Origin of the sequence: Nocardioides ginsengisoli, assembly GCF_039537225.1 — a bacterium.
Taxonomy (GTDB): Bacteria; Actinomycetota; Actinomycetes; order Propionibacteriales; family Nocardioidaceae; genus Nocardioides; species Nocardioides ginsengisoli.
This window is the reverse complement of record NZ_BAABAC010000017.1, coordinates 13,674-28,326: the sequence shown is the minus strand read 5'-3', so window position 1 is coordinate 28,326 and position 14,653 is coordinate 13,674. Positions and strand designations below refer to the sequence as shown.

16 protein-coding genes and 2 tRNA genes are annotated in these 14,653 nt (G+C 71.5%); 14 read left to right on the top strand and 4 right to left on the bottom strand.

Annotated features, from left to right (window positions below):
- Positions 1-23 precede the first annotated feature (23 nt).
- Positions 24-353 (top strand): TraR/DksA family transcriptional regulator, encoded by a 330-nt coding sequence (locus tag AB4880_RS09210; protein WP_367918921.1) that lies wholly within the window; start codon positions 24-26, stop codon positions 351-353.
- A gap of 17 nt (positions 354-370) precedes the next feature.
- On the opposite strand, the gene AB4880_RS09205 is transcribed toward AB4880_RS09210, so the two are convergent.
- From AB4880_RS09205 to AB4880_RS09190, 4 genes are read right to left on the bottom strand one after another with little or no spacing between them, the layout of a single operon-like run.
- Positions 371-1,339 (bottom strand): DMT family transporter, encoded by a 969-nt coding sequence (locus AB4880_RS09205; RefSeq protein WP_367918920.1) that lies wholly within the window; start codon positions 1,337-1,339, stop codon positions 371-373.
- Complete coding sequence (locus AB4880_RS09200) at positions 1,339-2,094, bottom strand: amino acid ABC transporter ATP-binding protein (RefSeq protein WP_367918919.1); 756 nt, start codon at positions 2,092-2,094, stop codon at positions 1,339-1,341. The genes AB4880_RS09205 and AB4880_RS09200 overlap by 1 nt, the downstream gene beginning before the upstream one ends.
- Entirely contained in the window at positions 2,094-2,978 is an 885-nt protein-coding gene (locus AB4880_RS09195) for an amino acid ABC transporter permease (RefSeq protein WP_367918918.1), read from the bottom strand. Before AB4880_RS09195 ends, AB4880_RS09200 begins: the two co-directional genes overlap by 1 nt.
- A complete protein-coding gene (locus AB4880_RS09190; protein ID WP_367918917.1) occupies positions 2,975-3,844 on the bottom strand; it encodes an ABC transporter substrate-binding protein in 870 nt (289 codons plus the stop codon). The genes AB4880_RS09195 and AB4880_RS09190 overlap by 4 nt, the downstream gene beginning before the upstream one ends.
- A 123-nt stretch (positions 3,845-3,967) precedes the next feature.
- Here AB4880_RS09190 and AB4880_RS09185 point away from each other — a divergent pair, with 123 nt between their 5' ends.
- From AB4880_RS09185 to clpX, 13 genes are all read left to right on the top strand, one after another.
- Complete coding sequence (locus tag AB4880_RS09185; RefSeq protein WP_367918916.1) at positions 3,968-5,332, top strand: NAD(P)H-quinone dehydrogenase; 1,365 nt, start codon at positions 3,968-3,970, stop codon at positions 5,330-5,332.
- A 51-nt stretch (positions 5,333-5,383) separates the two neighbouring features.
- Entirely contained in the window at positions 5,384-5,887 is a 504-nt protein-coding gene (locus AB4880_RS09180; protein WP_367918915.1) for a ribose-5-phosphate isomerase, read from the top strand.
- Between the two features lie 3 nt (positions 5,888-5,890).
- On the top strand, positions 5,891-6,784 hold the full coding sequence (locus AB4880_RS09175; protein WP_367918914.1) for an Fpg/Nei family DNA glycosylase: 894 nt from the start codon (positions 5,891-5,893) through the stop codon (positions 6,782-6,784).
- Positions 6,739-7,827, top strand: a complete 1,089-nt coding sequence (locus AB4880_RS09170; RefSeq protein ID WP_367918913.1) for a PP2C family protein-serine/threonine phosphatase — start codon at positions 6,739-6,741, stop codon at positions 7,825-7,827. The genes AB4880_RS09175 and AB4880_RS09170 overlap by 46 nt, the downstream gene beginning before the upstream one ends.
- A gap of 100 nt (positions 7,828-7,927) precedes the next feature.
- Positions 7,928-7,998 (top strand) — tRNA-Gly (locus AB4880_RS09165).
- Positions 7,999-8,026: 28 nt separating this feature from the next.
- Positions 8,027-8,099, top strand: a tRNA-Pro gene (locus AB4880_RS09160).
- Positions 8,100-8,165: 66 nt separating this feature from the next.
- Entirely contained in the window at positions 8,166-9,587 is a 1,422-nt protein-coding gene (gene tig, locus AB4880_RS09155) for a trigger factor (RefSeq protein WP_367918912.1), read from the top strand.
- Between the two features lie 124 nt (positions 9,588-9,711).
- Positions 9,712-10,884: an alpha/beta hydrolase gene (locus tag AB4880_RS09150; RefSeq protein ID WP_367918911.1), complete on the top strand. Its 1,173-nt coding sequence runs from the start codon at positions 9,712-9,714 to the stop codon at positions 10,882-10,884.
- Between the two features lie 47 nt (positions 10,885-10,931).
- Complete coding sequence (locus AB4880_RS09145; protein ID WP_367918910.1) at positions 10,932-11,279, top strand: hypothetical protein; 348 nt, start codon at positions 10,932-10,934, stop codon at positions 11,277-11,279.
- Positions 11,280-11,337: 58 nt separating this feature from the next.
- Positions 11,338-11,814 (top strand): SRPBCC family protein, encoded by a 477-nt coding sequence (locus tag AB4880_RS09140; protein WP_367918909.1) that lies wholly within the window; start codon positions 11,338-11,340, stop codon positions 11,812-11,814.
- A 164-nt stretch (positions 11,815-11,978) separates the two neighbouring features.
- The gene (locus tag AB4880_RS09135) at positions 11,979-12,584 is read left to right on the top strand and encodes an ATP-dependent Clp protease proteolytic subunit (protein ID WP_367918959.1); all 606 of its coding nucleotides are present in this window, start codon (positions 11,979-11,981) and stop codon (positions 12,582-12,584) included.
- Positions 12,585-12,586: 2 nt separating this feature from the next.
- Positions 12,587-13,192, top strand: coding sequence for an ATP-dependent Clp protease proteolytic subunit (locus tag AB4880_RS09130; RefSeq protein WP_367918908.1), 606 nt, complete (start codon positions 12,587-12,589; stop codon positions 13,190-13,192).
- A 140-nt stretch (positions 13,193-13,332) separates the two neighbouring features.
- On the top strand, positions 13,333-14,613 hold the full coding sequence (clpX, locus tag AB4880_RS09125; protein ID WP_367918907.1) for an ATP-dependent Clp protease ATP-binding subunit ClpX: 1,281 nt from the start codon (positions 13,333-13,335) through the stop codon (positions 14,611-14,613).
- Positions 14,614-14,653: the final 40 nt, after the last annotated feature.

The window sequence follows — 14,653 nt, the reverse complement described above, 5'->3', positions numbered from 1 at the left end:
CGAGGCCTGTCAGCATGGTGGGGATGGACCACCCCCGAGACCTGCTCGAGGCCGAGCGACGCGAGGCGCTGCGCCGGCTGGCCGAGCTGACCGGTGACTTCGACGAGGTCGTGGCCGCCTCGCGCGACACGAACGCCGACGACGAGCACGACCCCGAGGGCACGACGATCGCTTTCGAGCGCTCCCAGCTCGCCGCGCTGCTCCGGCAGATCCGGGCGCACCTGGCCGAGGTCGACGCGGCGCTTTCGCGCCTGGAGGCGGGCGACTACGGCCGGTGCGAGGTCTGCGGTCGCGAGATCGCCCCCGAGCGGCTGGCGGTCCGGCCCGCGGCGCGCACCTGCGTCACCTGCTGACGGGGCCCCGGCCGGTCTCAGTCGTCGGCGTGCCCGTGGCCGGTCTGCCACAGCGCCACGAGGACGCCGACCACGGTCAGCCCGCCCGCGGCCACGCCCACCGGCCCGACGTGCGAGTCGGCGTTGACGACCAGCTCGATCACCAGCGCCGTGATCACCTGGCCGGCGATGACGCACAGCCCGAGCACCAGGACGCCGTGCACGCGCACCAGCGCCGCCGACAGCCAGATGAAGCCCATGCCGAGCACGCCGCCGACGTACATCCACCACTGGCCGGGCAGGGGCCTCAGGTCGTGGTCGATCGCCAGCGCGATCAGCCAGACGGCGACCAGGCCGATGAAGCCGATCACGAAGTTGTTGAGGCTCGACACCCACGGCCCGGCGATCGCCGAGACGCGGCCGTTGAACGCCGCCTGTACTGCCATGCCGGCTCCCGCCAGCAGCGGCAGTACGGCGAGCCCGGCGGTCGTCAGCGAGAACGACTCGACCAGGCGCTCACCCGCGGCCAGGGCCACCGCGATCACGGCGAAGGCGGCGGCCACGCCCCGCGGCAGGCTCCACGGGTGATGGCCGCCCGGGCCGAGGCCGGCGTGGTCGACCGCGAGCGAGCTCGAGGACTGGCCCGCGGTCACCGCGACGCTGAACAGCGCGACGCCGATGGTCGCCACGGTCAGTCCCTGCGCGGCGACGAGGAAGGCGCCGCACAGGCCCCCCAAGACGGCGACCCTCGGCACGGTCCCGTCGCGCAATGCCCCGCGCAGCAAGGGGATTCCCGCCCGTCGCGCGGGTGAGGACAGCGTGATCAGGGTGACCAGGACCAGTCCGCTGCCGAACGCCAGCACGGCCGCGGTCAGGCCGGCGGACGTCGTACCGCCGAGGGCGGTCGCGAGGCGTCCGTTGACCTGCGCCTGGACGGCGATCATCGCGCCCGCCACGAACATCGCCGGGATCGACGCGATCCGTACGACGCGGCTCGGCGCCCCCACTACGCGAGCACCCGGCGCAGGAACTCCCGCGTCCGTGCCTCGGTCGGCTCGCCGAGCACCTGCGACGGCGGACCCTCCTCGAGGATCCGGCCGCCGTCGAGGAAGCAGACGTGGGACGCGACGTCGCGCGCGAACGCCATCTCGTGGGTGGCGAGCACCATCGTCGTCCCGGACTCGGCCAGGCTCCGCACGATCTCGAGCACCTCGCCGACCAGCTCGGGGTCGAGCGCGGCGGTGATCTCGTCGAGGAGCAGCAGCGCCGGGTCGGTGCACAGCGCGCGCACCAGCGCGACCCGCTGCTGCTGGCCGCCGGAGAGCTGGTCGGGGTGCTTGGCGACGTGCTCGCCGAGCCCGAACCGCTCCAGCAGTTCGGTCGCCTTCGCCCGCGCGTCCGTCGGAGCCATGCCGTGGACCTTGCGCGGCGCCAGCGTGCAGTTGTCGAGCACGCTCAGGTGCGGGAAGAGGTTGTAGGCCTGGAACACCATGCCGATGTCGCGCCGCACCTCCTGCGGGCGCACCAGGGGGTCCGAGATCTCGCGGCCCCGGAACTCGATGACACCGTCGTCGATCGGCTCGAGCAGGTCGAGGCAGCGCAGCAGCGTCGACTTCCCGGAGCCCGACGACCCGATCAGGCAGACGACGTCGCCGGGGGAGACGCTCAGCGACACGTCGTCCAGGACGACGCGCGGGCCGGCCTCGCCGTGTCGCGGATAGCTCTTGCGGAGGTTGCGCGCCTCGAGCAGCGGATCGGCCATCAGAGAGCTCCTGCCCGCTCGCGCCGCGCCATCCGGCGGGTCAGTGCGTCGCACAGCCGAGCCAGGGGCACGGTCAGCGCGATGAAGAAGGCCGCCGCGACGACATAGGCGGTGAAGTTGAACTTGTAGTTGCCGTAGTCGGCGGCGGCGAACAGCGCCTCGAACACGCCGACCGACGCGGCGAGCGCGGTGTCCTTCTGCAGCGACACGAAGTCGTTGAGCAGCGGCGGCACCACGCGGCGCACGGCCTGCGGGACGACGACGTACCGCATCGTCTGCGCCCGCGACAGCGCCAGCGCCTCGGCGCTCGCCAGCTGCGACGGGTGCACCGACTCGATGCCGGAGCGGAAGACCTCGGCGACATAGGCGGAGTAGGACACGACGAGCGCCACGGTCGCCCAGAAGAAGAGGCTGGTGGGGATCCCGGCCAGCCCCAGCGCCGGCATGCCGAACGCGAACAGGAACACCAGGAGCAGCGTCGGGATGCCGCGCACCACGTCGGTGTAGACCACCGCGAGCCCGCGCACCGGCACCAGCCAGGCCGAGCGGGCCTGGCGGATCAGCGCCAGCGCGAGGCCGGCGACCAGGATCAGCGGCTCCGCGATGAGGAACATCTTGACGTTGATCCAGAAGCCCTTGGCGATCGCCGGCAGGGACTCCTTGGCGTGATGCGGGTCGAGGAAGGTCGCCTGGACCCGCGCCCAACCGGGCGACAGGACGACGGCCGCGACCAGTCCGCCGAGCACGACCACCGTCGCGACGCTCGCGATGAGGACGCGGCGGCGATGCTGCTGCTGGCGGGTACGGCGCCGGGCGAGCTCGCGCGCGCTGGGCTGCCAGCCGGCGCCCGTGGTGGCGCCGGCGTCGGGCGTGGAGGCGCTCACTTGAGCGTGGGCACGCTCACGACGTCGGACAGCCACTTCTGCTCGATGTTCGCGAGCCGGCCGTCCTTCTTCAGCGCGTCGATCGCCCCGTTGACGCAGGGGAGCAGCTTGTTGCCCTGCTCGAACAGCAGGCCGAACTGCTCGGCTGCGCCCTTGTCGTACTGGAACTGGCCCAGCAGCGTGCTGTCCGGGATCTCGACCGAGCTGATGTAGAACGCGGTCGGGAGGTCGGCGACGATCGCGTCGACCTGGCCGTTGAGCATCGCCTGCTTGGCGTTGTTGGTGTTCTGGAAGACCAGCGGGTCGGACTTCGGCTTGATCATGTCGCGCACCGCGGTGAGCGACGTCGTACCGGTCTGGGCGCCGATCTTGAAGCTCGCCAGCTCGGCGAGGTCCTTGATCTTCGCGGCCGGGCTGTTCTTCAGCACGATCACGGCCTGCGCGGCGGAGTAGTAGCCCTCGGAGAAGTCGACGGCCTTCTCGCGGTCGGCGTCGATCGAGATCTGGTTGATGTCGAAGTCGAAGTCCTTCGGGCCCGGCTTGTAGGAGTTGTTGAAGGGGACGGTCACCCACGTGACCTGGTCCTTGGCGAAGCCGAGCTGCTCGGCCACGGCGTACGCCACGGCCGACTCGAAGCCCTTGCCGTTCGTCGGGTCGTTGTCGTTGAACCACGGGTCGTAGGCCGGCGAGTCGGTGCCGATCGTCAGCACGCCCTTCTTCACCAGCGGCAGGTCGGCGACCTTGCACTCGCCGGCCGACGCGGTCTTGCCGCTCTGCTCGGCCTTGTCCTCGGCGGGCGCGCAGGCGGCGACGGCCACGGCGAGAACGGCGGCGGTCAGCGGGGTGACGACTCGGGCGATACGCATGGCGGGATCGTACTGGTGAGAATTCACCGAGCGCGTCTGCGGTCCGGGAGGGTCAGCGAGCTGCCGGACACGCACCGCCCACCGCGCTGCCGGCGATGGTGACACCGCTGCAAGAATGGCGGCATGGCGCGCGTGGTGATCGTCGGAGGGGGACCGGGCGGCTACGAGTCGGCCCTGGTGGCGGCTCAGCTCGGGGCGGAGGTCGTCGTCATCGACTCCGACGGAGTCGGCGGCTCGGCGGTCCTGACCGACTGCGTCCCGAGCAAGACGCTGATCGCGACGGCGGAGGTGATGTCCGACCTCGGGAGCGCGAACGAGCTCGGGATCCTCGTCGACCCGCCGCGCGTCGACCTGGCCAGGGTCAACCAGCGCGTCAAGGCGCTGGCGCTGGCGCAGTCCGCCGACATCGAGGGCCGGCTGGCTCGCGAGGGCGTGACCGTCGTCCACGGGCGCGGCCGGCTCGACGGCCCCGGCCGGGTGGTCGCGACGACCGCAGACGGCGAGACGACGTACGACGCCGACGCGGTGCTGATCGCCACCGGCGCCGCCCCGCGCACCCTCGCGTCCGCGCAGCCCGACGGCGAGCGGATCCTGACCTGGGAGCAGGTCTACGACCTCGACGCGATGCCCGAGCACCTGATCGTCGTCGGCTCCGGCGTCACCGGCGCCGAGTTCGCCAGTGCCTACCAGGCGCTCGGCGTCCGCGTCACCCTCGTCTCCTCGCGCGAGCGGGTCCTCCCCGGCGAGGACCCCGACGCCGCGCAGGTCCTCGAGGACGTCTCGACCCGTCGCGGCATGACCGTCCTCGGACAGTCCCGGATGGCATCGGTCACCCGCGACGGCGACGTCGTCACCGTCGCCCTCCAGGACGGGCGCACGGTCACCGGCTCCCACTGCATCCTCGCCCTCGGCTCGGTGCCGAACACGACGGGCATCGGGCTCGAGGCGGCCGGCGTCCGGCTCGACGACGGCGGCTTCGTCGTCGTCGACAAGGTCTCCCGGACCTCCGTCCCGGGCGTCTACGCCGCCGGCGACTGCACCGGCGTCTTCATGCTCGCCTCCGTCGCCGCCATGCAGGGCCGGATCGCGATGGCCCACGTCCTCGGCGACGCCGTCCAGCCGCTCGACCTGACCGTCGTCTCGTCCAACGTCTTCACCGCCCCCGAGATCGCCACCGTCGGCGTCACCCAGAAGCAGGTCGACGCCGGCGAGGTCCTCGCCGAGGTGGTCATGCAGCCGCTCGCCACCAACCCCCGCGCCAAGATGCAGGGCATCGTCGACGGCTTCGTGAAGCTCTTCGTCGCGCCCGGCTCGCGCAGCCTGCTCGGCGGGGTCGTCGTCGGCCCCCGCGCGTCGGAGCTGATCCACCCGGTGTCGCTCGCCGTGACCGAGCGGCTGACCGCCGACCAGTTCGCCCAGGCGTTCACCGTCTACCCGTCGATCAGCGGCTCGATCGCCGAAGCCGCCCGCCGTCTGCATCAAGCCTGAGGGGGCGAGCGGGCTTCGCATGCCGCGTCGCCACCTGCGAGAATCGCCCCCATGCGCGTCCACCTCGGCTGCGACCACGCCGGTCTCGAGCTCAAGTCCCACCTGACCAACTGGCTCACCGAGCACGGCTACGAGCCGGTCGACCACGGCCCGTTCGTCTACGACGCGCTCGACGACTACCCGGTCTTCTGCCTGCGCGCCGCGGAGGGCGTCCGCGCCGACCGTGAGGCCGGCCTCGACAGCCTGGGCGTCGTCATCGGCGGCTCCGGCAACGGCGAGCAGATCGCGGCCAACAAGGTGCAGGGCATCCGTGCGGCGCTGGCCTGGTCCGAGCAGACCGCCGCCCTCGCGCGCGAGCACAACGACGCTTGGGTCGTCGCCGTCGGCGGCCGGATGCACAGCCTCGACGAGATGACCCGCCTGGTCGAGGTGTTCCTGACCACGCCGTTCACCGACGAGGAGCGCCACGTGCGCCGGATCGGCCAGCTGGCGTCGTACGAGACCACCGGCGAGCTGCCCCCGCTGCCCGAGTCCGCCCTGGGTCACGAGGCCTGAGGGGTGCCCGAGGGGCACACCCTCCACCGCCTCGCCGGTGAGCTCACCACCGTCTTCGGCGACCGGCAGGTCCGGGTCGGCAGCCCCCAGGGCCGCTTCGCCGAGTCGGCCGCCCAGCTCGACGGAGCCCGGCTGATCGACGCCGAGGCGTGGGGCAAGCACCTCTTCATCAGGTTCGCCGAGTCGGGGGTCTGGGGGCGGAGCCCCCAGCGGGGGTTCCCGGGGGCGGAGCCCCCAGGAGTGCGCTTCATCCACGTCCACCTCGGCCTGTACGGCGTGTTCGCCGTCCATCCCGACGCTCCCGAGCTGCCGCTCCCGGTCGGGCAGGTGCGCCTGCGCCTGGCCCGCCCCGGCGCGTACGCCGACCTGCGCGGCGCCACCACCTGCGCCCTGGTGACCGCGGCCGAGCGCGCCGCGGTGGTCGCCAAGGCCGGTCCCGACCCGCTGCGCGCCGACGGCGACCCCGACCGCGCATGGCACCGGATCGGGCGCAGCACCGCTCCGATCGGCACCCTGCTGATGGACCAGACGGTCCTCGCCGGCGTCGGCAACGTCTATCGCGCCGAGGTCCTCTTCCGGCACCGGATCCACCCGCTGCGCCCCGGGAAGACGCTTCGGGCCTCGCAGTGGCGGGCGATCTGGGACGATCTGGTGGTGCTCATGACCGAAGGCGTGCGAACCGGGCGGATCGACACCGTCCGGCCCGAGCACACGCCGGAGGCGATGGGCCGCCCGCCGCGCGTCGACGACCACGGTGGCGAGGTCTACGTCTACCGGCGCGCCGGCCAGGCCTGCCACGTCTGCGGCGCCCAGGTCCGCACCGAGGTGCTGGGCGGCCGCAACCTGTTCTGGTGCGCGCGCTGCCAGCCGGTGTTCCGGTCGCGGGCGGCGCGATGAGGGCCGGACGCCGCTGGGTGCGCACCGACCGCGGGATCGCCGCCGTCCTCACCCTGGTGGTGGCGGGGGTCCTGGTCGCGATCGGGGCGAAGCCGGACGACGTCCCGGTCAACCTGATCTTCCTGCCGCTCGTGCTCGGCATCCTCTTCCTCAGCAACCGGATCCTGCCGCTGTTCGCCTGCCTGATCCTGGGGGCGCTCGGCCTCGCGGCGTACCTGCAGGAGACCTACCCCGCACGCAACGTCATCGCGATGATCGTCATGGGCGGCCTCTCGCTGCTCGTCCTCTACCTCTCCCTGCGCCGCGGCCAGACCGGCGTCGGGCCGCTGCGCGGGCAGTCGATGCTCGTCGACCTGCGCGACCGGATCCTCGCCCAGGGCCAGATCCCCGCGCTGCCCGACTCGTGGCTGGTGCAGTCGGCGCTCTCGTCGGCGGGCGGGTCGCCCTTCGCGGGCGACTTCTTCGTCGCCACCACCAGCGACAAGGGCAACCGGATCGAGCTCGTCGTCGTCGACGTCTCCGGCAAGGGCGAGGCCGCCGGCACCCGCGCGCTGCAGCTGTCCGGCGCGATGGGCGGGCTGATGGGCGCCCTCCCGCCCGACCGCTTCCTGCCCGCCGCCAACGACTACCTCCTCCAGCGCGCCTGGGACGAGGGCTTCGCGACCGCCGTCCACGTCTCGATCGACCTCGCCACCGGCGACTACGAGCTGCGCTCGGCCGGCCACCCGCCCGCCCTCCAGCGCCACGCCGGGTCGGGCCGCTGGAAGCTGCTCGTCGCCGAGGGCCCGGTGCTCGGCATCGTCGAGGACGTCGAGTACGAGTGCGAGAAGGGCCGGCTCGCGCCCGGCGACAGCCTGCTGCTCTACACCGACGGGATGGTCGAGGAGCCGCGCCGCGACATCGAGCTCGGCATCGACCACATGATGGGCGCGGCCGAGTCGCTGCTGCGCCACTCGTGGACCGGACTGGCCGACCGGCTGGTCGCCGCGGTCGGCTCCCCGGACGACGACCGGGCACTGCTGATCGTCCACCGGCGCCCCTGAGTTGGGGCGGGCAGCCTGCCGTGTGGCACGATTGCCCGTGCTCGTGGGCGAAGCCCGAGGGACGCCTTCGGGGGTCCCCGGGGGCGGAGCCCCCGTGAGTGGGGATGTAGCTCAATGGTAGAGCCTCAGTCTTCCAAACTGATTACGCGGGTTCGATTCCCGTCATCCCCTCGAAGTGCGGCTCACCCGGGCCGTTTCGCGGGGCGTAGCGTAGTGGCTAGCGCGCCTGCTTTGGGAGCAGGAGACCGCAGGTTCGAGTCCTGTCGCCCCGACAGATCGCCCCGATCGGCGGGCCTCCGTGGCCCGTGCACCATCCCCAGACCAGTAGGAGAACACCTGTGAAGAGCGCCGTCGAGACCTTGAGCCCGACCCGGGCCAAGCTGACCGTCGAGGTGCCCTTCGAGGAGCTCAAGCCGAGCCTCGACGCGGCGTACCAGAAGATCGCGAAGCAGATCAACGTCCCCGGCTTCCGCCGCGGCAAGGTTCCGCCGCAGGTGATCGACCGCCAGGTCGGCCGCGGCGTCGTCCTCGACGAGGCCGTCAACGAGGTGCTGCCGAAGGCCTACGTCGAGGCGCTGCAGGAGAACAACCTGACCCCGCTGGCGCAGCCGGAGATCGAGGTCACGAAGTTCGAGGACAACGAGTCCCTCGAGTTCACCGCCGAGGTCGACATCAAGCCCGAGATCGAGCTGCCGGCCTACGACGGCCTCGAGGCCAGCGTCGACGACCTCGCCGTCACCGACGAGGACGTCGCCACCCAGGTCGACGCCCTGCGGGAGCGCTTCGGCACCCTCATCGACGTCGAGCGCCCCGCCCAGGACGGCGACTTCGTGGTCATCGACCTGGTCGCGACCAAGGACGGCGAGACCGTCGAGGGTGCCGAGATCGCCGGCTTCTCCTACAAGGTCGGCAACGGCGGCATGATCGACGGCCTCGACGAGGTCCTGGTCGGCACCGCCGCCGGCGAGGACAAGACCTTCACCACCCAGCTCGTCAGCGGCGACCTGGTGGGCCAGGACGTCGAGGTGGCCGTCAAGGTCACCCAGGTCCAGGAGCAGGAGCTCCCCGAGCTCGACGACGAGTTCGCCCAGGAGGCCTCGGAGTTCGACACCCTCGACGAGCTGCGCGCCGACGTCCGCGAGCGCCTCACCCGCGGCAAGCGCCTCGAGCAGGCCGCGGCCGCCCGTGACGCCGTCCTCGAGGCCCTGCTCGAGAAGGTCGAGATCCCGCTCCCCGAGTCGATGGTCACCGAGGAGCTCAACGCTCGTCGCGCCAACCTCGAGCAGCAGCTGCAGTTCGCCGGCATGACCCTCGAGAAGTACCTCGAGGACGAGAAGCAGACCCAGGAGGAGTTCGAGGCCGACCTCGAGCGCCGGGTCCGCGACGCCGTCGCCGCGCAGTTCCTCCTCGACGAGATCGCCGACAAGGAGGAGATGGGCGTCGACCAGGGCGAGCTGACCCAGCACATGATCCGCCGCGCCCAGCAGTCCGGCCAGGACCCGCAGGAGTTCGTCAACCACATGTTCGAGCACAACCACGTGCCCGAGCTGGTCCAGGAGATCCGCCGCGGCAAGGCGCTGCAACTCCTCGTCGAGGGCGCGACCGTCAAGGACGCCGCCGGCAACGTCATCGAGCTGAAGAACCTCCAGGCCGACGGCTCGATCGGCGAGCCCGCCGACGAGACCGCCGTCGAGACCGCCGACGAGGTCGCCGACGAGGCCGAGGCTGCCGAGGAGACCGAGGCTCCGGCCGAGGCCTGATCCTCACCGCTTGCCGTCTCACCCGGCATTCCGGTCCCGTTTCTCACCGATTCGGGACAGGAATGCCGGGTGAGACGCATTTCGGGGGAACAGCAGTGAGTGAACACCTGTACACTCACTGCCCATGACGCAGAGCCCCACCCTCGTCGAGGCCCTCGCCCTGGCGAGCACGGCCGTCGACGACCTGGTCGTGACCACGGCCCGCGACACCCATGCCGCGATCGCGCGCCGCGCCCACGACGTCGTACGGCGGGGTGTGGGGCCGGCCGGAGCGCCGGCCGAGGCGCTGCACCGCGGCATCGCCGCGGTGGTCTACGGCGCGGTCGGGCTGTCGCTGCGTGGCGCGAGCGCCGGGCTGTCCCGCCTCGGCGAGGCCGGCGTCGGCCCGGGGCTCGACGACGGGCCGCAGGGACGCTTCGTGCGCTCGGCCGTCAACGGGCTGATCGGCGAGGAGCTGCGCCGCGACCATCCGAGGCTCGCGATCGAGATGGCGGTGCGCGACGCCGGGAGCGACGTCCCGCTGACCTCCGCGGGCGTCGCGGCCGCCTTCCCGGCGGCCACGCCGCGGCTCGTCGTCTTCCTGCACGGGCTGTGCGAGAACGAGGCCTACTGGCATCGCCACCGTGACCGCGTCGGCTCGACGTACGGCGAGAGCCTGGCCGCCCGCGGCTGGACCCCGGTCTACCTCCGCGCCAACACCGGCCTCGGCGTCCGCGAGAACGGCGTGGCGCTCTCAGCCCTGCTCCAGCGGCTGGTCGAGCTGTGGCCCACCGACGTCGCGCGGATCGCGCTCGTGGGCCACTCGATGGGCGGCCTGGTGGTGCGCACGGCGACCGCCGTCCACGCCGAGCCGGCCGCCGGCCACGCGCGCTGGACCGACCGGGTCACCGACATCGTCACCCTCGGCACGCCCCACCTCGGCGCCCCGCTCGCCAGGACCGCCCACCACGGCACCGCGCTGCTCAACCGGATGCCCGAGTCGCGCGGCTTCGGCGCGATCCTCGACCGGCGCTCGCTCGGGATCCGTGATCTCAGGGAGGGCGTCGCGGCCGAGGTGCCGTGCCTCCCGCACGCGCGCTACCGCCTGGTGTCGGCGTCCCTCTCCGCCTCGCCGCGTCACCCGGTCGCCCAGGTCGTCGGCGACCTGCTCGTGACGCCGCGCTCCGCGGTCGGTCGCGACCGCCGCGGCACCGAGCTGTTCCCCGGTGCCGAGACCCTCCACGTCGGCCGCACCGGCCACTTCGGCCTGCTCAACCACCCCGAGGTCCACGCGGCGCTGTCGCGCTGGCTGGGTTGAGCCCGGATACTCACCCGCCCGGGGGAGCGGCACGAGAGGGTCGGACCGTGACTCTCCCCCCACCGTCCGCCGCCGCGCCCGTCCCCGCCTCCGACCGCACCCGGACCGTCGCCCGGGTCCTGGGTCTCGTCGCCGGCCTCCTCGGCCTGGTCGAGTCCGGTCTCGGCGTCGTGGCCTGGGTCGACACCGCGCACTACACGGGGGAGTCGTCGACCGCGTCGATCGGCTTCCTCTTCGCGCTCGTCATCGGGTTGCCCGGTGCTCTCGCCCTCGTCCTCGGCGTGCTGGGGTGGCTCCTCGCCCGGCGGGTGGCGGGCCCGATGCTGTCGATCCTGGGGCTGATGTTCGCGCTGTCGCCGCTGCTGCTGTTCGGGTCGTTCTGGCTCGGGTGGTGAGCCGACCGCTCCGCGGACGCCCTGGCCGGCGCCCGTGGAAGTTGCCACGATGTGCGCCATGACGACGCACGCCGCCCGCGAGCTCCGCGCCGAGACCGTGGTCGAGGCTCCCGTCGCCCACGTGTGGGCCCTGCTCACCGACCTCGACCAGATGGCCGAGTGGAGCCCGGAGACGGTCCGGATGATCCCGCTCAAGCCCGGCGGGCTGCGGGTGGGCCAGTGGTACCTCGGCATCAACCGGCGCCGGGCCGTGGTCTGGCCGACCCGGTCCGTCGTCGCCGACGTGACGCCCGAGCGGCGGCTGGTCTGGGACACGCCGTCCAGCGGCGCCCAGTGGGTCTGGGAGCTGGCGCCCGACGCCGACGACCCGCGGCACACCCGGGTCGTCCACCGGCGACCGGTCCCCGGCGCGCTCAGCCTCGGCAGCCGGATCGTCGCGCCGCTGCTCCTGGGCGGCACCGAGTCCCACGCCGACGAGCTCGAGGCGGGCATGGCCGCCACCGTGGCCGGGCTCAAGGCCGCGGCCGAGGGCTGAGCCCGACCGGTCGTACGCCGACGGCGAACGCCCGCGGGCCGCGACCCGGCTCAAATCCGCTGTCGGCGAACAGCGGCGGTTATCGCGTGGTTCTGTCACCGGAGGCGGCTAGTGTCACCCGCGTGACTCACAAGTTTTCCGCCGGCCCCGAGCGTGGGCCTGAGATGAACGGTGGAGCCGGTCTCAACCTGCTCGACGACAACATCTACAGCCGGCTGCTCCGCGAGCGGATCGTGTTCCTCGGCTCCGAGGTCCGCGACCAGAACGCCAACGCGATCTGCGCCCAGCTGCTGCTGCTGTCGGCGGAGGACCCCGAGGCCGACATCTTCCTCCACATCAACAGCCCCGGTGGCTCCGTCGACGCCGGCATGGCGATCTACGACACCATGAACTACATCCCCAACGACGTCGCGACGGTGGGCATGGGCCTCGCCGCCTCGATGGGGCAGTTCCTGCTCTGCGCCGGCGCGCCGGGCAAGCGCTACGCGCTGCCGCACGCGCGGATCATGATGCACCAGCCGTCGTCCGGCATGGGCGGCTCGGCCTCCGACATCAAGATCCAGGCCCAGCAGTCGCTGCACATCAAGAAGGTCCTCCTCGACCTGATCGCCGAGCACACCGGCCAGAGCGTCGAGCAGGTCACCGAGGACGCCGACCGCGACCGCTGGTTCACCGCCCAGGAGGCGCTGGAGTACGGCCTCGTCGACCAGGTCATCAAGAGCGCCAAGGAAGCCGCCGCCGAGGGCCGGCCGGCCCACAAGAAGGACTGAGCATGAACTACTACATCCCGCAGTGGGAGGAGCGGACGTCCTACGGCTTCCGCCGCATCGACCCCTACGCCAAGCTGTTCGAGGACCGCATCATCTACCTCGGCACGCCGATCTCCGACGACGTCGCCAACGCCGTCATCGCCCAGCTGCTGTGCCTGCAGTCGATGAACCCCGACCAGGACATCAGCATCTACATCAACAGCCCCGGTGGCTCGTTCACGGCGCTGACCGCGATCTACGACACGATCCAGTTCATCAAGCCCGACGTGCAGACCGTGTGCATCGGGCAGGCGGCCTCGGCGGCGGCGATCCTGCTCGCCGCGGGCGCCAAGGGCAAGCGCCTGGCGCTGCCCAACAGCCGGATCCTGATCCACCAGCCCTACACCGAGGGCACCTTCGGCCAGACCTCCGACATCGAGATCCAGGCCAACGAGATCCTCCGCATGCGCGAGCTGCTCGAGAAGATGATCAGCGATCACTCGGGCAAGCCGATCGACGAGGTCAGCCGCGACATCGAGCGCGACAAGATCCTCACCGCCCAGGGCGCGATCGAGTACGGCCTGATCGACTCGGTGCTCGAGTCCCTGAAGACCCCCGCGCTCGTCTGAGCGTCCCTGTTACCCCTGTTACCCCTGTTACCCCTGTTACGACGTACAGCCCGATGGACTCCCGACGTACCCCTCGTGTCCCGCCCCACGCGGGGCGCGGCAGGGGGTACCGTCGGGGAGTTCACATGTGAGGAGGACCCGTGGCACGCATCGGTGACGGTGGCGACCTGCTGAAGTGCTCGTTCTGCGGCAAGAGCCAGAAGCAGGTCAAGAAGCTCATCGCTGGTCCGGGTGTCTACATCTGCGACGAGTGCATCGATCTCTGCAACGAGATCATCGAGGAGGAGCTCGCCGAGGGCTCCGACGTCGAGCTCGCCGATCTGCCCAAGCCCAAGGAGATCTTCGAGTTCCTCAACTCCTATGTCATCGGACAGGAGCAGGCGAAGAAGTCCCTGGCGGTCGCGGTCTACAACCACTACAAGCGCGTCCAGGCCGGCGTGCAGCCCGTCTCGGGCAAGCACAGCAAGGACGAGGTGGTCGAGGTCGCCAAGTCCAACATCCTGGTGATCGGCCCGACCGGCTGCGGCAAGACCTACCTGGCGCAGACCCTGGCCCGGATGCTCAACGTCCCCTTCGCGATCGCCGACGCCACGGCGCTGACCGAGGCCGGCTACGTCGGCGAGGACGTCGAGAACATCCTGCTCAAGCTGATCCAGGCCGCCGACTACGACGTCAAGAAGGCCGAGACCGGCATCATCTACATCGACGAGATCGACAAGGTGGCCCGCAAGGCCGAGAACCCGTCGATCACGCGCGACGTGTCAGGCGAGGGCGTTCAGCAGGCGCTGCTGAAGATCATCGAGGGCACCACCGCCTCGGTGCCGCCGCAGGGCGGGCGCAAGCACCCGCACCAGGAGTTCATCCAGATCGACACCACGAACATCCTGTTCGTGGTGGGCGGCGCCTTCGCCGGCCTCGAGCACATCATCGAGCAGCGCGTCGGCAAGAAGTCCCTCGGCTTCACCGCCGAGCCGCGCGGCGAGGCCGAGCGCGCTGCCGACGACCTGCTCGCCCAGGTGCGCCCCGAGGACCTGACCAAGTTCGGCCTGATCCCCGAGTTCATCGGCCGCCTGCCGCTCATCGCGAGCGTCAGCCCGCTCGACCAGGACGCGCTGGTGCAGATCCTCACCGAGCCGCGCAACGCCCTGGTCAAGCAGTACAAGAAGCTCTTCGACCTCGACGGCGTCGAGCTCGAGTTCACCGACGACGCCGTCGCCGCGATCGCCGACAAGGCGCTCGAGCGCGGCACCGGCGCCCGTGGCCTGCGCGCGATCATCGAGGAGGTCCTCCTCCACGTGATGTACGACGTGCCCAGCCGCGGTGACGTCGAGAAGGTCGTGGTGACCGGCGAGGTGGTCATCGACGACGTGGCGCCGACGCTCGTGCTGCGCGAGACCAAGCCGAAGAAGAAGTCGGCCTGACCGACTCACCGACGCCGACCGGCCGCCACCCCGCGGGGTG